Annotated in this window: 26 protein-coding genes and 1 riboswitch; of the genes, 10 read left to right on the forward strand and 16 right to left on the reverse strand. The window is 27.7% G+C overall.

The window, feature by feature from the left end; translation table 11 throughout:
• Positions 1-9 precede the first annotated feature (9 nt).
• The 5 genes from JRV97_RS07855 to flgB form a co-directional block, all read right to left on the reverse strand.
• Positions 10-273 (reverse strand): type II toxin-antitoxin system Phd/YefM family antitoxin, encoded by a 264-nt coding sequence (locus JRV97_RS07855; protein ID WP_280997805.1) that lies wholly within the window; start codon positions 271-273, stop codon positions 10-12.
• Between the two features lie 438 nt (positions 274-711).
• A complete protein-coding gene (locus JRV97_RS11650; protein ID WP_407081582.1) occupies positions 712-1,014 on the reverse strand; it encodes a cupin domain-containing protein in 303 nt (100 codons plus the stop codon).
• A gap of 185 nt (positions 1,015-1,199) precedes the next feature.
• Positions 1,200-1,508: a flagellar hook-basal body complex protein FliE gene (fliE, locus tag JRV97_RS07865; protein ID WP_280997809.1), complete on the reverse strand. Its 309-nt coding sequence runs from the start codon at positions 1,506-1,508 to the stop codon at positions 1,200-1,202.
• A gap of 12 nt (positions 1,509-1,520) precedes the next feature.
• Positions 1,521-1,952 carry a flagellar basal body rod protein FlgC gene (gene flgC, locus JRV97_RS07870; protein ID WP_280997812.1) on the reverse strand — a complete coding sequence of 144 codons (432 nt, stop codon included), beginning with the start codon at positions 1,950-1,952 and terminating at the stop codon, positions 1,521-1,523.
• On the reverse strand, positions 1,952-2,356 hold the full coding sequence (flgB, locus tag JRV97_RS07875) for a flagellar basal body rod protein FlgB (protein WP_280997814.1): 405 nt from the start codon (positions 2,354-2,356) through the stop codon (positions 1,952-1,954). Before flgB ends, flgC begins: the two co-directional genes overlap by 1 nt.
• Positions 2,357-2,418: 62 nt before the next feature.
• Between flgB and JRV97_RS07880 the strand changes: the two genes are divergently transcribed.
• Positions 2,419-3,438 carry a polysaccharide pyruvyl transferase family protein gene (locus JRV97_RS07880; protein ID WP_280997816.1) on the forward strand — a complete coding sequence of 340 codons (1,020 nt, stop codon included), beginning with the start codon at positions 2,419-2,421 and terminating at the stop codon, positions 3,436-3,438.
• On the opposite strand, the gene JRV97_RS07885 is transcribed toward JRV97_RS07880, so the two are convergent.
• Positions 3,422-4,474 carry a YncE family protein gene (locus JRV97_RS07885; RefSeq protein ID WP_280997818.1) on the reverse strand — a complete coding sequence of 351 codons (1,053 nt, stop codon included), beginning with the start codon at positions 4,472-4,474 and terminating at the stop codon, positions 3,422-3,424. The genes JRV97_RS07880 and JRV97_RS07885 overlap by 17 nt on opposite strands.
• Positions 4,475-4,657: 183 nt before the next feature.
• Between JRV97_RS07885 and JRV97_RS07890 the strand changes: the two genes are divergently transcribed.
• The 3 genes from JRV97_RS07890 to mtnA are packed head-to-tail and all read left to right on the forward strand — an operon-like array spanning position 4,658 to position 6,931.
• A complete protein-coding gene (locus JRV97_RS07890) occupies positions 4,658-5,074 on the forward strand; it encodes an OsmC family protein (protein WP_280997820.1) in 417 nt (138 codons plus the stop codon).
• A gap of 1 nt (position 5,075) precedes the next feature.
• Positions 5,076-5,897 (forward strand): Mrp/NBP35 family ATP-binding protein, encoded by an 822-nt coding sequence (locus JRV97_RS07895; protein ID WP_280997822.1) that lies wholly within the window; start codon positions 5,076-5,078, stop codon positions 5,895-5,897.
• Positions 5,894-6,931 (forward strand): S-methyl-5-thioribose-1-phosphate isomerase, encoded by a 1,038-nt coding sequence (gene mtnA, locus JRV97_RS07900; protein ID WP_280997824.1) that lies wholly within the window; start codon positions 5,894-5,896, stop codon positions 6,929-6,931. The genes JRV97_RS07895 and mtnA overlap by 4 nt, the downstream gene beginning before the upstream one ends.
• Before the next feature lie 37 nt (positions 6,932-6,968).
• Here mtnA and JRV97_RS07905 read toward each other — a convergent pair whose 3' ends face one another.
• The gene (locus JRV97_RS07905; protein ID WP_280997826.1) at positions 6,969-8,279 is read right to left on the reverse strand and encodes a chemotaxis protein CheW; all 1,311 of its coding nucleotides are present in this window, start codon (positions 8,277-8,279) and stop codon (positions 6,969-6,971) included.
• A 203-nt stretch (positions 8,280-8,482) separates the two neighbouring features.
• Positions 8,483-8,600: riboswitch (molybdenum cofactor riboswitch) on the forward strand.
• 10 nt (positions 8,601-8,610) lie between these two features.
• Between JRV97_RS07905 and JRV97_RS07910 the strand changes: the two genes are divergently transcribed.
• The 3 genes from JRV97_RS07910 to JRV97_RS07920 are packed head-to-tail and all read left to right on the forward strand — an operon-like array spanning position 8,611 to position 11,355.
• Positions 8,611-10,410, forward strand: a complete 1,800-nt coding sequence (locus JRV97_RS07910) for an aldehyde ferredoxin oxidoreductase family protein (RefSeq protein ID WP_280997828.1) — start codon at positions 8,611-8,613, stop codon at positions 10,408-10,410.
• Entirely contained in the window at positions 10,407-10,688 is a 282-nt protein-coding gene (locus tag JRV97_RS07915; RefSeq protein WP_280997830.1) for a MoaD family protein, read from the forward strand. Before JRV97_RS07910 ends, JRV97_RS07915 begins: the two co-directional genes overlap by 4 nt.
• A gap of 1 nt (position 10,689) precedes the next feature.
• Positions 10,690-11,355 carry a HesA/MoeB/ThiF family protein gene (locus JRV97_RS07920; protein ID WP_280997832.1) on the forward strand — a complete coding sequence of 222 codons (666 nt, stop codon included), beginning with the start codon at positions 10,690-10,692 and terminating at the stop codon, positions 11,353-11,355.
• Between the two features lie 314 nt (positions 11,356-11,669).
• On the opposite strand, the gene JRV97_RS07925 is transcribed toward JRV97_RS07920, so the two are convergent.
• Genes JRV97_RS07925 through JRV97_RS07960 form a run of 8 tightly spaced genes read right to left on the reverse strand, consistent with a single transcriptional unit; the run spans position 11,670 to position 16,855 of the window.
• On the reverse strand, positions 11,670-12,152 hold the full coding sequence (locus JRV97_RS07925) for a MogA/MoaB family molybdenum cofactor biosynthesis protein (RefSeq protein WP_280997834.1): 483 nt from the start codon (positions 12,150-12,152) through the stop codon (positions 11,670-11,672).
• Positions 12,152-12,625, reverse strand: coding sequence for a cyclic pyranopterin monophosphate synthase MoaC (moaC, locus tag JRV97_RS07930; protein WP_280997836.1), 474 nt, complete (start codon positions 12,623-12,625; stop codon positions 12,152-12,154). The genes JRV97_RS07925 and moaC overlap by 1 nt, the downstream gene beginning before the upstream one ends.
• A gap of 1 nt (position 12,626) precedes the next feature.
• On the reverse strand, positions 12,627-13,568 hold the full coding sequence (gene moaA, locus JRV97_RS07935; RefSeq protein WP_280997838.1) for a GTP 3',8-cyclase MoaA: 942 nt from the start codon (positions 13,566-13,568) through the stop codon (positions 12,627-12,629).
• 5 nt (positions 13,569-13,573) lie between these two features.
• Positions 13,574-14,350 (reverse strand): ABC transporter permease, encoded by a 777-nt coding sequence (locus tag JRV97_RS07940; protein ID WP_280997840.1) that lies wholly within the window; start codon positions 14,348-14,350, stop codon positions 13,574-13,576.
• Positions 14,322-14,984 carry an ATP-binding cassette domain-containing protein gene (locus tag JRV97_RS07945; protein WP_280997842.1) on the reverse strand — a complete coding sequence of 221 codons (663 nt, stop codon included), beginning with the start codon at positions 14,982-14,984 and terminating at the stop codon, positions 14,322-14,324. The genes JRV97_RS07940 and JRV97_RS07945 overlap by 29 nt, the downstream gene beginning before the upstream one ends.
• Before the next feature lies 1 nt (position 14,985).
• Positions 14,986-15,903: an extracellular solute-binding protein gene (locus JRV97_RS07950; RefSeq protein ID WP_280997844.1), complete on the reverse strand. Its 918-nt coding sequence runs from the start codon at positions 15,901-15,903 to the stop codon at positions 14,986-14,988.
• Positions 15,903-16,364: an MOSC domain-containing protein gene (locus JRV97_RS07955; RefSeq protein ID WP_280997846.1), complete on the reverse strand. Its 462-nt coding sequence runs from the start codon at positions 16,362-16,364 to the stop codon at positions 15,903-15,905. Before JRV97_RS07955 ends, JRV97_RS07950 begins: the two co-directional genes overlap by 1 nt.
• Positions 16,361-16,855 (reverse strand): MOSC domain-containing protein, encoded by a 495-nt coding sequence (locus JRV97_RS07960; protein ID WP_280997848.1) that lies wholly within the window; start codon positions 16,853-16,855, stop codon positions 16,361-16,363. Before JRV97_RS07960 ends, JRV97_RS07955 begins: the two co-directional genes overlap by 4 nt.
• Before the next feature lie 145 nt (positions 16,856-17,000).
• On the opposite strand from JRV97_RS07960, the gene JRV97_RS07965 reads away from it, so the two are divergent.
• Genes JRV97_RS07965 through JRV97_RS07975 form a run of 3 tightly spaced genes read left to right on the forward strand, consistent with a single transcriptional unit; the run spans position 17,001 to position 21,236 of the window.
• Positions 17,001-18,917: a molybdopterin biosynthesis protein gene (locus JRV97_RS07965; protein ID WP_280997850.1), complete on the forward strand. Its 1,917-nt coding sequence runs from the start codon at positions 17,001-17,003 to the stop codon at positions 18,915-18,917.
• Positions 18,914-20,143 carry a molybdopterin molybdotransferase MoeA gene (locus tag JRV97_RS07970; RefSeq protein ID WP_280997852.1) on the forward strand — a complete coding sequence of 410 codons (1,230 nt, stop codon included), beginning with the start codon at positions 18,914-18,916 and terminating at the stop codon, positions 20,141-20,143. Before JRV97_RS07965 ends, JRV97_RS07970 begins: the two co-directional genes overlap by 4 nt.
• A gap of 7 nt (positions 20,144-20,150) precedes the next feature.
• Positions 20,151-21,236, forward strand: coding sequence for a tungsten cofactor oxidoreductase radical SAM maturase (locus JRV97_RS07975; protein ID WP_280997854.1), 1,086 nt, complete (start codon positions 20,151-20,153; stop codon positions 21,234-21,236).
• Between the two features lie 21 nt (positions 21,237-21,257).
• Here JRV97_RS07975 and JRV97_RS07980 read toward each other — a convergent pair whose 3' ends face one another.
• Positions 21,258-22,622: a transporter substrate-binding domain-containing diguanylate cyclase gene (locus JRV97_RS07980; RefSeq protein WP_280997856.1), complete on the reverse strand. Its 1,365-nt coding sequence runs from the start codon at positions 22,620-22,622 to the stop codon at positions 21,258-21,260.
• Positions 22,623-22,641: the final 19 nt, after the last annotated feature.

The following is a 22,641-nucleotide window of genomic DNA, read 5'->3' on the forward strand; positions in this document are numbered from 1 at the left end:
ACACCTCCATTAATCTTCGAGATTTTCTATTTCTTTAAATATATCTTTAATTTCATTATATTTGGATGGGTCACCTATTTCCATTAGATATAAATCTCTAATTTCATCTATAAAATTCATTAATTTTTTGAATTTATCAAACCCTATTAACACGAATTCTGGTTTTCCGTTTTTTGTGATAACTACAAATTTATTTTTTGATTCTTCAGTAACCTGTGAAAATTTTGCTTTAGCTTCAGCAACACTATAGAATTTTAAGTTTTCAATATCCATTCAATTTCCTCCTTGACTATAATTATAGTCATATTAATAAAAATAAAAAAGTCTGAATACACATAACTATATAAAAATAATAAGTAATATAAATAATTATGCTATAAATTCTCTTGTTTTTATACAAATGAATTATAACTTTCGCTTCGCGAAGATTAAATATTATAAACTAAAATAATTGCTTTATTTATAACATATATTAATTATTATATTTTTTTAATATATAAACCTTTATTTATTTTTAATGCTTCGCATTAAACTTTCGCTTCGCGAAATTTTAAACATTATAAATTAAATATATCATAATAAAAGTTTTTATCTATTTTTAGCACATATAATTAAAAATATGCCTATGAGAGAATATTATTTTTGAGTATTTTTAATACTTTGTCTGTAAATATAATTAAAAATCTCCCTGAAAATCAGGGAGATTCTTAATTATATGTCTATTCCAAAATTATAATGTTTTTTAATGTCCTTTAAAATTTCCCATTTACATGAAAGTCCTTTTTTAAACCTTACAAGATCGCCTTTTTTAATTTTGTATTTATGATTTTTAGTATGAACAACCACTTCACCTTCAAGAATATAACATACCTCTGAATCGTCGTAATACCAATCGAATGTTGAAGCTTCTTTTTCCCAAATTGGCCATTTTTCAACATCTAATTTTTTTAATAAATCTTCTGAAGGATTTTCGATAATTTTAACTTCAGGTTCATTATCTAAAAGAGTTCCCATAGGATCTCTTAAACCTCCTTCAGCACTTAAAATAGCTTCGCCCAACATCCCAAAGTATTCTTCAACATCTTCTTTTTTAAAATTATCATAAAGAAATAACTCCAGAGTTTCAAAATCAGCCTCTGGATGTTTTTCGAAAAACTCATCTACAGCTTTAATAATTTCTTCCATTATCTTACCTCACTTTAAATTTGCATTCTCATGATTTCTTTATAAGCTTGAACAATCTTATTTGTTACTTCTGTGGTTAATTTTAAAGATAAAGATGCCTTTTCTGCAGAAATAATGACATTATGAATATTATCAATTTTTCCTGCAGCATAATCAGCACTCATCTGTTGGGAAATTTTTTGAGTTTTATTAACATCATCAATTGCATTTCTTAAAATATCAGCGAAATTAAGATTTTTCGATGATGTTTTATTGTTTTTTTGCGTCCTTGCTATATTATTAACTCCATTTATTCCTGATACTCCAGGGATTTTCTCAATCATAATCTACACCTCCTAAGCTCCACGACCTATAGATAACGCAGAATTAAACATTGTTTTTGCAGAGTTGACTACAGCAACATTAGCTTCATAAGCTCTTTGGGCAGTAATTAAATCGACCATTTCTCTGAGAGGATTAACGTTTGGATATTTTACATAACCGTTTTTATCAGCATCTGGGTGTCCTGGATCATAAACCAGCCTAAAGGGACTTTTGTCTTCTTCAAGTTTTGCTACCTTTACACCAGATAATTGCTCATCTTCTGAATTAAATTGTTTATTTAAAACTTCTTTAAAAGTAACGATTTTTCTTCTATAAGGTCCTCCATTTTCTGTTCTCGTTGTATTTGCATTTGCAAGGTTATTTGATATAACTTCTGATCTAAATCGCTCTGCAGTCATGCCACTTGCAGCAATATCCATTATCTTAAATGCATTTAAATTCATTATCTAATTCCTCCTATAGCTGTTTTATAATCTGAAAATCTATAATTAATTAGTCTCGTCAAAGCATTGTATTGTAAAGTGTTTTCCATCATTTTCACCATTTCAACATCAATATCAACGTTGTTTCCATCTTCTCTATTAGATCTTGAATTATCTTCAATAATTTTATAATTAACTTCATTTATAGAAGGAATATTTTTTAAATGTTTACTGTTGTTCGTTTTTAATTTAATTTCATCAGAGTCGCCCATAGCTTTTCTTAATTCTTGTTCGAAAGTAACATCTTTTCTTTTATAACCAGGTGTGTTATAATTAGCTATATTATGTGAATAAATTTTTTGTCTTGTTTCTACAGCATCTAAAGCTTTTGGTATAATATTTATTGCAAGATCTTTTATAAACATTTTATCCGCCTCCTGAGTTATAATTCTATATGTTAGGACAAAAAACCTAAGGAGTTGAAAAAATGAAAAAAATATTTCTTATTGGATATTACGGTTATGCGAATTTTGGTGATGAAATGCTTTTTGAATCGATATTAGAAGTATTTAAAGAAATCAATTTTGATGGAAAAATCTATACAATTTCAGATAAAATAAAATTAAATAAAAAATATGAATTTAAGATTATAGGAATAGATAAATATGATTTTCCAAAAATTATAAGCACAATAAAAGAAATAGATTTATTAATTTATGGAGGAGGAAATCTTTTTCAAACAGAAACATCATTAAGGAGTTTCTTGTATTATGATTTTTTATTTAATGTAGCAAAACATTATAAAAAGAATGTACTATTTTTATCTCAAGGATTTGGACATTTTAAACATAAATATGCTACAGCTAGGTTAAAAAAAATATTGAAATATAAAAATTTATATGGAATATTAAGAGATGAGACAAGCTTTAAATTTGCCAAAATGTGTTCTGATAATTTTGATCTTGGAACAGATATAGGAATGCTTAAATATAAAAATATTATCTTTGAAAAAGATCCTCAAAAATGTCATATTTCATTAATCATAAAAAATAGAAAAAACTGGGATAAAATAATATACATATTAAAACAAGTTAATATTTCAAGAATAACTCCTATTGTTTTTAATAAATCTCAAGATTCAATTTTTGCATATGAATTTTTTGAAAAATATAAAGGCAAAATAAATATTTCTTTTCCAGTTTCGGAGGAGAATAAGATAATAAATGAAATATTAAAATCGCAGTTTATTATTTCAGATAGATTGCATGGCGGTATATTATCCTTATATTTGGGTGTTCCGGTTATAATGTATAAAAATCATAAGAATTATAGAGTTTTTAAAACAATAGACAAAGAATATGATTTATTTTTTAGATCTGAAGATGATATGATAAATTCTTTATCAAAATTAAATAGCTTTGAATTTGAAAAAATGCAAAAAAAGTATATAACTAAATTAAATGAAACACATGAAAAAATTGTAGGAATGGTCAAAACCTTCTTATAATATTTAATGTTTTTCCATCAGTACAGAGTACCAAAATAATATCATCTGTAGGAACTTCGACATCTATAGGATAATCATCTAATTTTAAAGTTTCATAAATTTGAAAATTTTTATCAATAACAAAAAACTCTCCGGTTATATGGGATATAGCGAACAAAAAATCATTTTTAGAATTATATGCAAAATCAGTAATGGGAATATTCTTCAAAATAACTTTTGTTGTTTTATCTTTTAAAGAATAAATATATAAACCACCAAAAAGAGAATTTCCTATGATATTGTCATTAAAAATACCTATGTTAATTAACATTTTCCCAAATTGTGCAATTTTCTTCTGATAATTATCCCAAAATTCATATATTCCTCCATCAAAATATTCTCCTAAATAATATTTATCTTTGTATTTTTCTATATCTATAGGAAATACAATTCTTTTTAAATTCATAATAAATTTTTTATCACTTACTCTGAATAAAAGTTTATATGTATTTAATATGTTATCTTTTTCGTTTTCATACATTGGAATTAATACGTCATTATTTATAATTGAAATAAAAGGTGTTTTTACTGGAAATTCGTAAAATTTTTCTATTTTTAAAGATTTTTTTTCCACAATATATAAACCATATGGATTGGTAGTAGTTATATAAAATTTATCATTTAACACTTTCATATTTATTGGTCTGGCTTTTAATCTTAATTTTCTGCTTAAATTGCCCCATTTGTTTATAACTTTAACGGATGGATCACCGTTATCTATAACATATAAGTAATTATTTATATAATAACCAGCCATTGGGCGAGAAATAATACCATTATCAACGTATAATGTAACATCTCCGTTAACATAATCGATTACCTTTACTGTCCCACTGTAATTACATATTGTGGCATAATTTCCATAAATATCAATATGAAAAGTCCTTTCGCCAACAGGAATCCTATCGACAATCTGGAAAGTATCAGGTGAAGCAAAAGATAATCCAGATATTAAAATAAATAAATATAGAATGATTTTTAAATTTGTTTTTAGCATATAATACCTCCAGCAATTCTTTATTTCAATTTTCGTTTATTACCACAATTCTTAAGTAATTATACATCAAAAATATTAAAAACTCAAAAAAGTAATTTTTAAAAATTTTGTTATCCATTATTATAAGTATAGCGTTATAATTAATTATACTTGACATAAAAAATCCTAATTAGGAGGGAAAATATGGAAATAGAATTAAAAAATACTTTGGGAATGCAATTTGTATCTAAAACACCATCAGGACATGAAGTAATAATTGATGCTTCACCAGAAGTAGGAGGAACAAATAGTGGTCCTCGTGCATTAGAATTATTTTTGCTTGGAATAGGTGGGTGTACTGGTATAGATGTTGCAATGATTTTAAAGAAAATGAAAGTTGATTATAAAGATTTAAGAGTAAAATTAGAAACAGAAAGAAATGAAGAACATCCAAGATATTTCAAAAGAATAAATGTGAAATATATATTTAAAGGTAAAGATTTACCAATGGAAAAATTAGAAAGAGCAGTAAAATTATCTCAAGAAAAATACTGTTCTGCTTCTGCAACAGTAAAAGGCATGGCAGAAGTTACATACGAAATTATAGTTGAGGAGGAATAATATGGCTGATAAAAAAATACCGTTTCACTTACCAGATCAAAATGAGTTGAAAAACATTAAACACATTATAATGGTAATGAGTGGTAAAGGTGGAGTTGGAAAATCAACAATTGCCGTAAATTTAGCAGTTGCTTTATCATTAGAAGGTAGAAAAGTTGGACTGATGGATATTGATATGCATGGTCCTAATGTTATGAGAATGTTAGGAGGTACAGAAAAAGATCATCCATATCAGGTTGGAGAAAAAATAGTTCCACCAGAAGTTAATGGAGTTAAAGTTATATCTGTTTCACAATTTGTTCCTGAATCAGGGAAACCAATTGTATGGAGAGGGCCAATAAAAACAGGGACAATTAAACAATTCTTTAATGATATTGAATGGGAAGATTTAGACTATATGATTATAGATGCACCTCCAGGTACAGGTGACGAACCATTAACAGTAATGCAAATGTTAAAAAAATTTGATGGTGCAATAATAGTAACAACACCATCAGAAGTTTCAAAAGATGATGTAGAAAGAGCAATAAATTTCTTTAAGGTTATGAATAAAAAAGTTTTAGGTTTAGTTGAAAATATGGCATATTTTGAATGTCCAAACTGTCATACAAAACATTATATTTTTGGTAAAAATGGAGCAAAATCATTAGCAGAAAAATATGAATTACCAATTTTAGCAGAAATACCAATTAGTGAAGAAATTAGAACAAATATGGATACAGGAAAACCTGCAGCATATTTTGGAAAACCGGAACATGTAGCTCCATATGTTCAATTAGCAAAAAGAGTTATCAATGAAGTTGAAAAGGATGATAAAGAATGAGCAAGTTAAAGACTATAACAATGGAATGGACAGGAGATTCATTGATTTTAGTCGATCAAAGATACTTGCCTTTAGAAGAAACATATGTAACATGTAAAAATTACAAAGAAGTTGCTGTAGCTATAAAAGATATGATTGTTAGAGGTGCTCCAGCTATTGGTGCATCAGCAGCTTTTGGATATGTACTAGGGGTAAAAGAGTTTATAAACACAGAAAATTTTGATGAAAAAATGAAAGAAGTAAAAGATACATTAGCAAATACAAGACCTACAGCAGTAAATCTTTTCTGGGCATTAGACAGAATGGAGAAAAAATTAAATGAAATAAAAAATGAAGAAAATTTAATAGAGTTAATTGAAAAAGAAGCTTTAGATATAGCCTATGAAGATATTGAAGCAAATAAAGCAATGGGGAGATTTGGTGGAGAATTATTAAATGACGGAGATACTGTATTAACCCATTGTAATGCAGGAGCATTAGCAACAGTTGATTATGGAACAGCATTAGGAGTTATAAGAGGCGCAAGGGAATTAGGTAAAGACATAAAAGTGTATGCAGATGAAACAAGACCATATTTACAAGGTGCAAGACTAACAGTATGGGAATTATATAAAGATGGATTTGATGTAACGTTAATTTCAGACAATATGGCTGGTTGGGTAATGAAACAAGGAAAAATAAATGCTGTAGTAGTTGGTGCAGACAGAATTGCTGCGAATGGTGATGTTGCTAATAAAATAGGAACATATTCTGTAGCGTTATTAGCAAAAGAACATGGAATTCCTTTTTATGTTGCAGCACCATTATCAACAATAGATTTAAATACGCCAACTGGAAATGAAATTCCTATAGAAGAAAGATCTCATAAAGAAGTTAGATATTGTCATAAATCGAAAATGGTTCCAGAAGAAATTAAGGTATATAACCCAGCATTTGACGTAACTCCAAATGAATTGGTAACAGCAATTATTACAGAAAAAGGTGTGGTAAGACCACCATATTCTGAAAATTTAAAAAAACTATTTGAAAAATGATTAAAATGGCTCTCAAAATTTTGAGAGCCATTTTTCTTTAAATGGAAAATTTATCAACATCAATAACAAAGATTAATACATCTTTCTTATTAATAACATTTCTTAGATATTTGCCATTAGCTGTATTTTTTAAAATTTCTTCAGGCACAGGTTCTATTTCATGTTTAAGAACATTCATTATTTCTTCTACTTCATCCACAATCATTCCAAAATCCTTTTCTTTTCCTTTTACTATAACAACATTTTTTGAGTTATTTTTTGCATGATAGAATTTATCTTTTAAATCTATTAATGGAATAATTTCTCCTCTAATGTTTACAACATCCTCAACATTATCTTTTTCTAATGTTGTAATTTCTCTAATTTTTTCTATTTCTATTGCATAATATTCTTCTAATAATTTAAATCTTAAGAATAATTTTGATTCTTCATGTGAAAAAGTGGCTTCTTTTGTTTTTTCTTCAATTTTTTCATTTATTTCTATTCCTAATTCTCCAAATACTTTTTCTAAATCTAATAAAGTAATTATTTCATCGCCTAAATTAACAATACCTATTACCTTAGAATTTTTATTTGTAACCGGTAATTTGTTTATTTCGTCTATATTTATACTTACAATATTTTTTACTTTTTCTACATGTAGTCCGAATTTTATTCCATGAATTTCTATTACTATTAGTTCTCTAAGATTTAAATTTTCTTTTTTGAATAATTCATTTAAATCGATAATCTGAATAATTTCTCCTCTTAACGAAGTAACTCCTTTTACAAAATCAGGCATGTCTGGAACAGAGTATATTGTTGGTTTTTTAACAATTTCCTGAACATTTTCTACAGGGATAGCCATTATTTCATTACCTAATTTAAATTTAAGAATTTGGACTAAATTTTCATTTATTAATTCTTGAGATTCTTTTGGGTTACTATTATTATCCACATATATATTTTTACTACCTTCAAATAATTTTTCTATATTTATTACTTTATATAATGAATCTTCCTTTTTTATAACAGAAGAAAAGTATTCAGATCCTTTTATTTTTTCTATACTTGACTCATCTTTTATATGCAACATCTCTGCAGTGTCATCAATAATTATACCTATTAAAGTACCCCTATGAGTTAAAATTACTATTTTTGAGTCAGGGACTATATTCTTTCCAATATTCATTTTGCTTTTTATATTCATTATAGGGATAGTTTTATCTCTTAAATTAATAATACCAATAATATGACTATCTGTACCTGGGACTTTTACAATATTCTCGTATTTTATTACTTCTTGAACGTTCTCCATTGGAATTGCATATTTTTCTTTTTCTAATATTATCGTGATAAATTGTAACATACTATTACCCACTTATATTAAATATTTTATAATTCTATTCTTTTAAAGAATTATTTTCTTTATTCATTAATATTATATCATATATTAATCTAATAATCAATAAAAAATTATGCTCTCTTTTTTCTAAAATATATAGAGTTCTTTATTAAGAATACTCATATATTTATTGAATTTTATGTGAAAATGTGATAAAATTAAAGTGAATACATTACCCCTTCCGAGCCTTTATACCTAAAGCTTATGCCATGGTAAAAGGCCAATGGGTATGGTTGGAAACGGCTATGCCTCCCGTGTTTGGAAAGGAAGGAAAAATTATAAGGGGGGGTAAAAAGTGTCATTTAACGGAAAAGTTTTAAGAGTAAACCTTACAGAAAGAAGTGTTAAAGTTGAAGAATTGCCAAAAGATGCAGAACTTTATTTAGGTGGTAGAGGTCTTGCAACAAAAATGTTTTACGATGAAGTAGATCCGAAAGTAGATCCATTATCACCAGAAAACAAATTATTCTTTTCCACAGGACCGCTTTCTGGAACTGCAGCACCAACTGGTGGGAGGTATATGGTTGTTACAAAAGGTCCATTGACTGGCACCATAGCTTCAAGTAATTCAGGAGGCTATTTTGGTGCAGAACTGAAGTTTGCAGGATATGATATGGTTATTTTTGAAGGAAAAGCTGATAAACCTGTTTATCTATGGATTAAAGATGACCATGTTGAATTAAAAGACGCTGCACATTTATGGGGAAAAGATGTATTTGAAACAACAGACACATTATTAGAAGAGGTTGGAGAACCAAAAGCAAGAGTTGCATGTATAGGTCCAGCTGGTGAGAAACTGGTTAAATTTGCTGCTGTTATGAATGATAAGCATAGAGCAGCAGGAAGAACTGGTGTTGGAGCTGTTATGGGTAGTAAGAATCTAAAAGCTGTTGTTGTTAGAGGAACAAAGAGACCTGAGGTAAAAGATCCTGCTAAGTTTATGGAAACGGTAAAAGAAAAGATAAAGAAATTAAAGGAAAATGGAGTAACAGGAGAAGGATTACCAAAATTAGGAACAAAAGTATTGGATAACATTATAAACCAAAATGGGTTATATCCAACAAGGAATTTTCAGGATTCTGTATTTGAATTAACGGATGAAGTTTCAGGTGAAGCTTTAGTTGAAAAGGGTTATTTAATAAAGAATATGCCGTGTTTTGGTTGTCCTATAGCTTGTGGTAGAAGAGTAACATTACCTAATGGAATAGAAACAGAAGGACCAGAATATGAAACTGGTTGGGCATTTGGTGCAGATTGTGGTGTTTCAAATTTAATTGCTATAGTTGAAGCTAACCATCTATGTAATAAATATGGTCTTGATACAATTTCTGCAGGTGCAACAATAGCAGCAGCAATGGAGTTATATGAAAAAGGTATTATTAAAAGGGATGAATTGGGTAATGGCCCTGAATTAAAATTTGGAAGTTCAGAAGCTATAGTATTTTATACAAAACAAATAGGATTAAGAGAAGGATTTGGAGACAAATTAGCAGAAGGCTCGTACAGATTAGCAGAAAGTTATGGTCATGTAGAATATTCAATGACAGTTAAAAAACAAGAGCTTCCTGCATATGATCCAAGGGGTGCTCAGGGACATGGACTTGAGTATGCTACAAGTAATAGAGGTGGATGTCATGTTAGAGGATATATGATATCACCAGAAATTTTAGGTGCTCCAGAAAAATTAGATCCACAACAATTAGAAGGTAAAGCAGAATGGGTAAAAACATTCCAGGATTTAACAGCTGTTATTGATTCAGCAGGGTTGTGTTTATTTACCTCATTTGCTTTAGGATTAGATGATTATAAAGATCTTATTAATGCAGCATTAGGTTGGAATTTATCCTCAGAAGAAACATTAAAGATTGGTGAAAGAATTTGGAATTTAGAAAGAAAATTTAATTTAGAGGCAGGAATTGATCCATCACAGGATACATTACCAAAAAGATTGCTTGAAGAACCTGCAAAAGAAGGTCCTAATAAAGGCCAAGTTGTGCATTTAGATGTATTGTTGCCAAAATATTATGAAGTAAGAGGATGGAGTAAAGAAGGAGTTCCAACAGAAGAAAAATTAAAGGAGTTAAATATTTTATGAAAATAGAAGTAAAGTTTTTCGCTACCCTGAGATTATATCTCGGGGTAGCTTCAATAAATCTGGAAATTAATAAACCGATAACAGTTGATAATTTAATAGATATGCTTGTAGAAAAATTTAATGACAAGAAGATAAGAGATTACCTTGTAGAAGGTAAAAAAATAAAGATTGGAACTATGATTTTGATAAATGGGAAAAATATTATTCATTTAAATGGATTGGATACGATGGTTGAAGAAGGAATTATATCTATATTTCCTCCAGCGGGTGGTGGATGATATGGATAGATATTCGAGACATATGAAATTATACAAAAACTTTGATAAAATTAGAAATGCTAAAATAATGGTTGCTGGTGCTGGTGGTTTAGGTAGTAATGTTTTAATGCATCTCTCAAGATTAGGGATTGGAGAAATACATATTTTTGATAATGGGATTCTTGACATGCCAGATCTTAATAGGCAAATATTATATGATCATGAAGATTTGGGTAAAAAAAAGGTTTTTGTAGCAAAAGAAAAATTAAATGAAATTAATCCAGAGGTTAAAATACATATTTTTGCCGAAAAAATTCAGGAAAAAACAGTATTGCCAGATGTTGATATTGCAATTGATTGTTTTGATAATTTTGAAAGTAGAAAGATTTTGGATAGAAAAGTACATGAAAAAAATATTCCTTTAATTCATGGCGGTGTAGAAAGATTTTTTGGACAGGTAACAGATATTATCCCAGGCAAAACTAAAACGTTAAGTGAAATTTTAGGTGATGTAAAAGATACGGATGAAATAAAATATGTTACACCTTATGCTGTTTCTATTATTGCTTCAATTCAAGTGAGTGAAGCAATGAAATTACTTTGTGGAGATTATGATAATGCGTTGATAAATAAGTTATTGGTTGTGGACCTTTATTTTAATACTTTTGATATTATACAAATAAAATAATATGTCAGACTGTTGACAAAGTATTTTCTAAAAAAATAATATGAGCGAATACTTGAAAATTCCCAAACTTTCGCTTCGCGAAATTTTAAATATTATAAACTAAAATAATTGCTCTATTTCAAACCTATATTAATTATTATAATTTTTTTAATATAAAAACCTTTATTTATTTTTAATGCTTCGCATTAAAAATATATCCATGAGTATTTTTGAGGTTTTAGAATTTTCCGTATGAGTGAATATTATTTTTGAAAATACTTTGTATTTATTTTTGAGTTTGTCTACAAACTAAGGTGATTGGTATCACCTCTTGTTTATCTTGCGCAATCGCCACCCAAATTTTTAATTTTTTCTACGGCATGTGGAATAGCAGGTAATAATACATTAAGGTTTTCTTTTACTGCTTTTGGGCTTCCTGGGAGATTTATAATTAAAGTGTTATTTGCAACACCTACAACAGCTCTTGATAGCATTCCGTGAGGAGTATGTTTTAAAGCTTCTATAATCATAGCCATTTCCATTCCATATATTCTTCTTTCAATAACTTCCATTGTTGCTTCTGGTGTAACATCTCTTGGAGTTAATCCGGTTCCACCAGTGGTTAATATAATATCTATATCTTTTTTTACCAAATCTTTTAATTCATTTGTGATTAATTCTTTTTCGTCAGGTAATATTTTATATCCTATTAATTCTCCGTTTATAGAATCCATGATTTCTTTAATAACTTTCCCGCTTAAATCTTCTCTTTCGCCTTTTGATCCTTTATCGCTTAATGTTAATACAAAATATTTCATTAATTACCACCTCTTTTGAAATGGCCGCTTTTTCCACCGGATTTTTCGAGTAAATATATTTCTGTTATTTCCATTTCTCTATCTATAGCTTTACACATATCATATATCGTTAAAGCTGCTATGTTTACAGCCGTTAATGCTTCCATTTCTATACCAGTTTTTGATTCAGTTTTAGCCATGGAAAAGATTTCTATATTGCCTTCATTTATTTTAAATTCTATATCTATTTTCGATATAAAAATATTATGGCACATTGGAATTAATTCTGAAGTTTTTTTAGCTCCCATAATGCCAGCGATTTTTGCCGTTGTTAATACATTACCCTTTGCAACTTTTCCAGAAACAATAGCATTAAGTGTTTCTTTTTTCATTTTTATTTTTCCATGAGCTTTTGCAATTCTAAGAGTAATATTTTTTTCTGATACATCTACCATTTTTACATTGCCGTTTTTATCTAAATGTGTGAATTCCATTTTATCCCCCCATTTTATGCATAGGTGTTACTTTTTTTATTTCGTTTAAATAATGTCTCTGTGGTTTTTCTAAAATGGCAAACTGTATTTTTTCTTTTAATTTTTCTTCTTTTAAAATTACATCCTTTATAGGAATATGATAATCGAAAGCAAGGCATGGATATATATTTCCATTTGCTGAGATTCTGATTTTATTACATGAAGAGCAGAAATTATGTGTCATAGCGGAAATAAAACCAATTTTTGAATTTAATTCTTTAATTATGTAATATTTTGAAGGACCAATTCCGAGCTTTTTATCATATGGAATTAATGAATACTTTTCTGAAATTTTTGATTTTAATATATCTTCGCTTATAAAATCGTTTTCGTTATAATTATTACCTATAGGCATTAATTCTATAAATCTTATGGGTAATTTATATTTTGCGGCAAATTCTATTAATTCAAAAACTTCATTAAAATTTCTTTTTTGAATTACAGTATTTAATTTTACATTCAATCCAATTTCTAAAGATTTCTCTAATCCATTAAGAACATTATTAAGGTCATCTCTTTTTGTAATTTTTGTAAATGTATATCTATTTAATGAATCCAAACTAAAATTTACATTTTTTAATCCGTTCTTTTTTAAATCTTGTGCCAATATATGCATTAAAGAACCGTTTGTAGTAATACTGAATTCACCAAAGTAATTTTTAATTATTTTAGCTATATCGATTATATCTGGTCTTAAAGTAGGTTCGCCACCAGTTAATCTGATATTTTTGAATTTTAGATCTTTTAATACTTTTACTAATTTTTCTATTTCTATTAATGAAAGTAATTCGTTATCTTGCATGAATCGCACATTTTCATTCATACAATAATTACATCTGAAATTACATTTATCAGTTATGGATAATCTAACATAATCAATTTTTCTATTATATTTATCTATCATATGAATTACCTCGATTCTGTATGTTTCCAAATATTTTGAATGATTCTAATAATAACAAAAATAATCATAGACATAATAAATATTAAAGCAGTAATAGCTAGAGCTTGTTTTAAACCATATCCCTGAAATTTATCATATGTAAGAACAGATAATGTCATTGGATAATATGCGAGAATAGCGACAGCTCCAAATTCAGAAATACCTCTTGCCCACATTAATAATGCTCCACTTATAATATCATGTTTTATCATGGGAAGGGTTACGAAAAAGAATGCTTTAAAAGGTGTAGCCCCTAAAGACCGGGCAACTTTTTCATATCTAATATCAATTTTTCTAACACCTTCTTTTACAGCGTTTACAAAAATACTAAAACTTAAAAAACCCATTGCCGCAACTACTCCCCAAAAGGTATGAACGAAAGATATACCTAATAATGAAGTTCCCTTACCAATGAAAGAAGAACGACCTAATGTCATTAATAATGCAATACCAGCGGCAGTGTGTGGTATTGTTTGAGGTATATCAATAATTGCCTCAAAAACGCTTTTAAATGGGAATTTATATCTGATTACCGCATAAGCAAAAGGAATACCAAAAATTATAGCAATTAAAGTTGCAACAAATGCTGCTAAAAATGTGGTTTTTACAGCATTAAGAAATTCTGCTGTTTTGGAAATTTTATATAATAAATGATAATCTACATTTAAAAACACAGTGATAAAAGGTAAGGAAATAAATATGATAAATAATAGACTAATAGTTATAATTAATTTCTTGAACATTTTTTTTCTCCTCTGTTAGCTGACCATTTTTAATTTTAAAAACTCTACAATTATTTATTATTTCATTCTTATCATGAGTAACATGAATTGTTGTTAAAGTGTATTCTGAATTTAGCTCATGTATCAATTTTAATATATCACTTTTTGTATCTTGATCAAGTGCGGATAATGGTTCATCTAAAAGTAATATTCTAGGTTTTATTACAAGAGCTCGTGCTAATGCTACACGTTGTTTTTCTCCTCCAGAAAGATTTTGTATCTTTCTATTTAATAAATGAGATATATTCAATTTTTTTATAATATAATCAAGAAAATTAGCATCTTTTATTTTTTTCATTTTTAGTCCAAATTCGATGTTCTTTTTTACTGTTAAATGTGGAAATAAATGATAATTTTGGTACATAAACCCAACATTTCTTTTTTCTGGAGGTAATTGAGTAACATCTATGTTATTAAAGAATATTTTTCCTGAAACTGGAGAAATAAAACCAGCTATACTTTCTAATAATAAGGTCTTTCCTGCTCCAGTTGGGCCGATAATATATATATATTCTCCTGAGGTTATTTTTAAGTCATCTATAAATAAACTAAAATTTTCGATGTTTATGGATAAGTTTTTAATATATAAATCCAAATCAATACCCCCAAAGTGTTTTTAAATTGTAAGGAAGATTTCCAGGATAATCCACATTCACAAATAAAGACATACCTTTATCTTTAAAGATTTTTTGACCTTTTTCAGAATACATAAATTTAATGAAGTTTATAGCATCTTTTTTATTATTAGCATTTTGAGGTATAGTGAAACTATAATTAATAGATTTACCGTATATTCTTGTTTTTTCTCCACTCTTTCCTGGAACTTCTACAAATGCCTTTTTGTAATTTTTTTCAAATTTTACAGATGATAAATTTATTTCTTCAGGAAGTTCCAGATAATTCAAATTATGTTGAAAAGCCTCGGATTTGTATAAAAAAGCATAATCCATTTCATTGGCTTCTAAATAAGCAATTAAATCTATAGATTTTTTTAATACCATTCTATTTTTAGAATTTAAAAAATTCTTATATAGTCCATTTAGATTATAATATTTTTCTGCCAATTGCATGGTTATTAATGTTCTATAACCACATGGGTCTAAATCTGGATTTGAATGACCAAAGATAACCCCTTTATTAAAAATAATCTTATACCAATTGTCTTTGTTTATTTCTTTTCTGTATTTTGAATTATCTGTATAAGCTAATACCATACTATTATTTGAAAAAATTACATTGAAATTAGCATATTGAGGATATAAAAAATTTGGAATTATTGAATAATCTGCAACAAAAGCTAAATCGGCAATTTGACCTAATTCTGTTATTTTTCTTGCTACAACAAGACTACCTGAACCCATTAATTGAACTTCTACATCAGGATTATCTTTTTCAAATTCCACAGCAATAGCTTTTAATACATTAGTTAAAGAACCAGCATGGAAAATAATTAGTTTTTTAGAAAAGGAAATGATAGTTAAAATAATGAATAAGAAAGTTATAAGTTTTTTCATCAAATGACCTCCTTTACTAAATCATCAGTATAAAATATTACTTTATCACCAACTTTTATTTCACCGCCTTTTAATACTTTAAGAAAAATTCCCTCCAGAGGCATTACACATTTTCCGATTGTTTGAGAAATTGCGCATGAAGTATGACATTCTTTCCCAATTTGAGTTATTTCTAATAAAGTATCTCCGATTTTTACTTTTGTTCCTATAGGAAGTTTGAAAATATCGCCATTTTTTACAGTAATATTTTCTGCAAAATCGCCATATTTTAATTCATAACCATATTTCCTCATTTTATCAATACTTTCTTCTGAAAGCATAGAAACCTGTCTATGCCAATTTCCAGCATGGGCATCTCCTATAATCCCCCAATTTTCTTTTAGAGTTGCGTATTTAATAGGCTCTTTAGTAATTCCTTTTTTTCTTGAAATATTAATAGATACAACATGAGTAGTAATCATATTTTTTCCTCCGCATAAAAGATAATTTCATCACCAACGTTTATTCTTCCACCTTTTAATACTTTTAAAAATACACCTTCTTCTGGGGTTATGCATTTTCCTGTTAATCTTCTAACGAGATTATCTTTTTCACATGCCTTTCCGATTTGTGTGATTTCTAATTCAGCATCGTTTATTTTAACTTTTGTACCAATTGGTAAAGTGTGTATTATTACATCTTTTACGATGATGTTAGCTGCAAAATCACCATAACTTAATGTTTTTAATTTTTCTTTATCAATTTTTTCTATACTTTTTGTTGAAAGCATAGAAACCTGCCTATGCCAATTTCCAGCATGAGCATCTCCTATGATTCCCCAATTTTCTTTTAATATAACATTTGATACTTCGTTTTTTCTGGTTCCCCTTTTCTCGGAAATATTTAAAGAAACAATATAGCTTTTTATAAAACTCCCCCCTTGAAAATTTAAAATTGATAAAAAAACTCCCACTTATCAAGAAAGATTATATCACTTTTCATTTTTTTTACAAAATAGCGTATTATTATTTCTCGGGTATTAAATTAAAAATAATCTTCATTTTTTTGTTATTTTGTTGTATAATTTAAGTTAGCTAACCTAACAAGGAGGGATAGGATTGAAAAGAAGATTTTATTTAAACAAAAAGGATTTAGAAGAGACTGTGGGAATATATTTTAATGAATTAAAGGACTATTTTTTAAAAGATGATATAGAATATATAAAAGCAAGGGAAGGTATAAATAGAATTACAGCTTTACCAATAATAGCAAATGAAAATGTGCCATCATATAATAGTAGCGCTATGGATGGAATAGCGGTTATAAGCAAAAGAACATATGGTGCAAATGAATCTAATCCTGTTATTTTAGAAAAAGGAAAAGATTTTGAATATATAAATACAGGATATCCTATAAACAATCCATATGATAGTGTTATAATGATTGAAAATATAGAAATAATAGATGATGGACATGTTCAGATAAGAAACAGTGTTTATCCTTATAAAGATGTAAGAAAAGTGGGGGAGGACATTTGTAAAGGCGAAATGGTATTTCCCAGATATCATACATTAACATCATCTGATATTTCATTTTTAATGATGGCAAAGGTTTTTGAAATTCCTGTTATTAGAAAAATGAAAATATTATTAATACCAACAGGTAATGAAATAGTTAAGCCGGAGGAATTGACGGAAGAATTTCAAATTCCTGAAACTAATTCTTTAATGATAAAAAATTATTTAGAACACTTTAATGCTGTTGTTGATATAAATGAAATTCTTCCTGATGATATAAATATAATAAAAAATATCATTGCTGAAAAAATAAAAGAGTATGATTTAATTCTTTTAAATGCAGGTTCATCAGCAGGTTCAAAAGACTTCACTTATCATGCAATAAATGATTTAGGAAAAGTTATTATTCATGGAATAAATATAAAACCTGGGAAGCCAGCTGTTTTAGGTATTGTTAATGAAAAACCAGTTATAGGGTTACCTGGATTTCCGGTATCTTGTAATATTATTATGGAAGATATAGTTAAACCATTAATTTTAAATAAAACTAAATATGAAATATATTATGATAATGAAATTATTGAAGGTATTTCTGCAAAAAGGATACATTCTTCGATTACAGAGAAGGAATATTTAAGAGTAGGTGTTGGAAAAGTAGGAGAAAATTATGTAGCTATTCCTTTAAAAAGGGGAGCTGCTAATATTTCTGCTATTTCTAAACAAGATGGAATAGTTTATATAGAAAAGGGAATTGAAGTGGTAGAAGATGGTGAAGAAGTATCTATACATTTAAAAAGAAGTAAAAAATTAATTGATAATAATATCTTGATTATAGGCAGCCATGATTTGTTATTGTATTTGCTTGCGGATTTTGTAAAAAAATATGATAAGAATATAAATATTGTATCTGCAAATGTAGGAAGTCTTGGAGGGATTTTATCAATAGCAAAAGGCTACTCACATTTAGCTGGTATGCATTTACTTGATCCGGAAACTGGAGAGTATAATATTTCATATATAAAAGAATATATGGATGATTTTAAATTAATGAATTTATCTTATAGAGAACAGGGATTTATAGTACAAAAAGGTAATCCTAAAAAAATTAAAGATTTTGAAGATTTGACAAAAGATGGAGTAAGATACATCAACAGACAAAAAACAGCAGGGACAAGAATATTGTTAGATTATAATCTTGATAAAAAAGGAATATCTCCAAAGGAAATACACGGTTATTCTGATGAAGAATATTCCCATGTTAATTTAGCTTTAAAAATAAAAAAAGATATGGCTGATGTAGGGTTAGGAATAAGAGCAGCTGCTAATATTTATAATCTTGACTTTGTTCCAGTGGCATTAGAAAGGTATGATTTGTTGATTCAAGATAGTTTCTTAAATGATAAAAGATTTGAATTAATTATGAATATTATAACTTCTAATGAGTTTAAAGAAGAAGCAGAAAAATTGGGAGGATACATTTTAAAAGATACTGGGAAAATATGGGAGGTTGTAAAATGAAAAAAAGATTTCAGGTATTCGTTCCAAGACAGGAAATTTATGAAAACTTTATTGATAAATTAGATATCAGAACAGAAATAATGAAAATAAAAACAGAAGATTCTCTTGGATATGCATCTGCAGAAGATATATATTCACCAGAAAATTTGCCAGGATTTGATAAATCTACAGTTGATGGATATGCTGTATATGCAGAAGATACATTTGGTTCTAGTGATGGGAATCCTGCATTTTTAAAGATTGTTGGAGAAGTTTTTATGGGAGAGGAATATATAGGAGAAATAAAATCTGGTGAATGTGTAAAAATACCAACAGGAGGTATGCTGCCAAAAGGTGCAAATGCCGTAGTTATGGTTGAAAATACTAAAGAATTTGGGAAAAGAGTGGAAATTTATAAATCAGTTGCTCCAGGAGAAAATGTTTTATCCAAAGATGAAGACGTAAAAAAAGATAGCATTATGTTAAACAAAGGCGAATCTATCAATATAGGTCATATTCATAATTTAATGAGTTTGGGAATAACATCTATAAAAGTATATAAAAAACCAACAATTTGTATTATACCAACAGGAGATGAAGTGGTAGAACCAACAGAACAAAGAATAAAAACACAGATTAGAGATGGTAATTCATATGCTTTAATGGCGTGGTTAAAGAGTTTTGGCTATGAAGTTAAAAGGTTTAGATTGATAAAAGATGATCCTGATGAATTTAAAGAAGGGGTGAAATGGGGATTAGAAAATGGTGATATAGTAGTTATTTCTGGTGGAAGTTCTTTAGGAGCAAGAGACTATTCATTATCCACCATAGAACATTTTGGTGAGGTGCTATATAATGGAGTACAGGTTAAACCAGGGAAACCTGTAATTTTTGGTAAAACTAAGGAAAAAGTAATATTAGGTTTACCAGGGAATCCAACTTCTTTTATTGTAAGTTCATTTTTATTTTTATTTCCTACTTTGAAGAAATTGTCTGGCCATAATTTATTTAAACCAGAACCTGATTTTTATGTAAGGATTACAACTAATGTTCCAACTGCCCAGGGTAGAGAGAGATTTATTTTTGTAAAATTAGAAAAGGGTAAATATGAAATTTTAGCTCATCCAATTTTAGGTGAATCAGGTATAGCTTCACCATTTAGAATGGCTGATGGAATAGTAAGAATACCATTAGGAAAAGAAGGATTGTATAAAGACGAATTGTGTGAGTTTTATTCATGGAGATGATAATAATATGAAAGAGTATATTTTTAAAATGAATGCAGGTGAATTAATTTTAAAACCACAAAAAGATTTAAAAAAATTATATATTGAGTTATCTTCAAGATGCAATCTTGATTGTCCTATGTGTTTTAAAAATACTTTTACAGATCCTGAAGGGTTTATGTCAAAAGGAACTTTTGATAAAATTATAAAAGATTTAAAAGAATTTCCAGAAGTTGATCATATAATTTTTGGTGGTATTGGAGAATGCACAATGAATCCGCATTTTCTTGATATGGTTAGAAAAGTGAAAAATGAAGGATATATGATAACCATTACTTCTAATGGTTATATGTTGTCAGATCTTTTGATAATGCAATTAATAGATTTAAAGGTTGATGAATTAGTTGTTTCTGTAGAGACAGGCGATGTAGGTCATCCCAGTTTTAAATATGTTGAAAAATTATTGGAGAAATTTTCTAAATATAAAGAACAAAGAAATACAGGAAAACCAGCGTTATCAATAGAAACAGTTTTAACTAAAAAGAATTATATGGATTTTGGGAATATAGTAAAATCATTATTACCATATGGCATAAGAAAGGTTGTTATATCCAATCTTTTACCAGTATACGAACATTTCCTTGGGCTCGAATTATATAGTGAAGATAGTAAAGAAAAAGATGTTGAATTAAGAAAATTAATATCTAATGCTGTAACAGCAAAGGTTAGTGCTGTAATACCGAATTTTAAATTAAAAACAGAAAGACATTGTAATTTTATTGAAAAGAATGCAACAGTTATCAGATGGGATGGAGAAGTTGTTCCATGTTATAGGTTTTTGCACGATGGAATTGAATATGTGTATGGACAAAAGAAAGAAATAAAAGCATATTCTTTTGGTAATATTGAAAAAAATACTTTATCTGAAATATGGACTTCGAAAGACTATACATGGTTTAGATATAAAGTTAAGAATTCTCTATTTCCGTCATGTACAGATTGTGATTTAAAAGATGGTTGTCAGTTTGTGGAAACAACACAACAGGATTGTTGGGGCAATGAACCTTCTTGTGCAGATTGTCTCTGGTGGAGAAATATAATAATGTGCCCATAGACCATAAAAGAAAAAAGAAGCTTAATGCTTCTTTTTTCTTTTATTTTGGTACATTATTTCATCGGCTTTTGAAATTATAGAATCCAATGTTTCTTTATGATCATACTCAATAAAACCAAAGCTTACACTATAATTAATATTTTCTTTTTTGCTAATTTGTATAAGATCATTTGTAATATTTTCTTCAATACGCTTTGCATCTTTTAATTTGCAGTTATAAAGAGCAATGAAAAATTCATCTCCACCAAATCTTGCAATTATATCTGATTTTCTCATATGCTTTTTAATGGTTTTAGCAACGACTTTTAAAACTTTATCTCCTACAGAATGGCCAAAAGTATCATTGATTTTTTTTAGATTATCAACATCAATAAATCCTATAGTAATAATTTTATTTTCTCTTTTTGCAATTTGGGTGAGATGGGCTAAAAATTGGAATCCTGCTCTTCTATTGTATATATTTGTGAGAGGATCAATTTGAGCAAGTTTTTCCAGTGTATCTTTTTGCCTTTTTATTATTTGATTTTGTTTTATTAATTCTTTGGTTTTTCTTTTTATAATCCTATCCATAATGGCAATAATTAAGAGTAATAAAAACAAAGTAATAATAGAAATTATCAAAAATAATTTTAGCCATTTTGGAAATTCATGAAAATTTATATATTTATCAATTATCTCATAATATATAGAATTTTTATTGCTTTTTAGTACTTTTAAATCTTTGTCTATTATAGAAATTATTTTTTTTAATTTCGGATTACGATAAATTATATATAAATCTATTAAATAAAATTCTAGAGGTGTTTCAGCAACCATTTTCTTTTTATAAAAATATTTTCCAATAAAATAATCAAACACTCCAGCGTCGATTTCCTTTTTCAAAACGGCATTGAATATATCAGAATAATTATCGTATTCAATAAATTTAATATTTAATCCCATGGTTTTAGCTATATTTTTAATCCCATAGGGTCCTTCATAATATATATCTTTTTTCAGAACTCCAACTTTTTTATTATTTAAATCTAAAAAAGAGTATATATCAGAATTTTTAGAAGTAAAAATTCCACCATGAGAATTTAAAAATGGTATTTTATTGTAATCAAAAATAGAATCTCTTTCTTTTGTATATCCAACACCCAGATAAATATCTATTTTATCATTTTTTAAATTATCGAATCCATCTGCAAAAGTTGAATATACATATTTTATGTCAAATCCTTCTTTTTTAGCAATGTATTCTAAAATTTCTGGTAGAATACCCTTTATTTCTTCTCCTTCTTTATAAATTATAGGAGGATATTCATATATTCCTACTTTTAAAGATAAACTAAAGGAAATTATTATCAGAAAAATATATAAATAAATAAGGAAAAATTTTTTCATTTTTAGACCACCGCCTGAT

Source organism: Marinitoga aeolica (assembly GCF_029910535.1).
Taxonomy (GTDB): domain Bacteria; phylum Thermotogota; class Thermotogae; order Petrotogales; family Petrotogaceae; genus Marinitoga; species Marinitoga aeolica.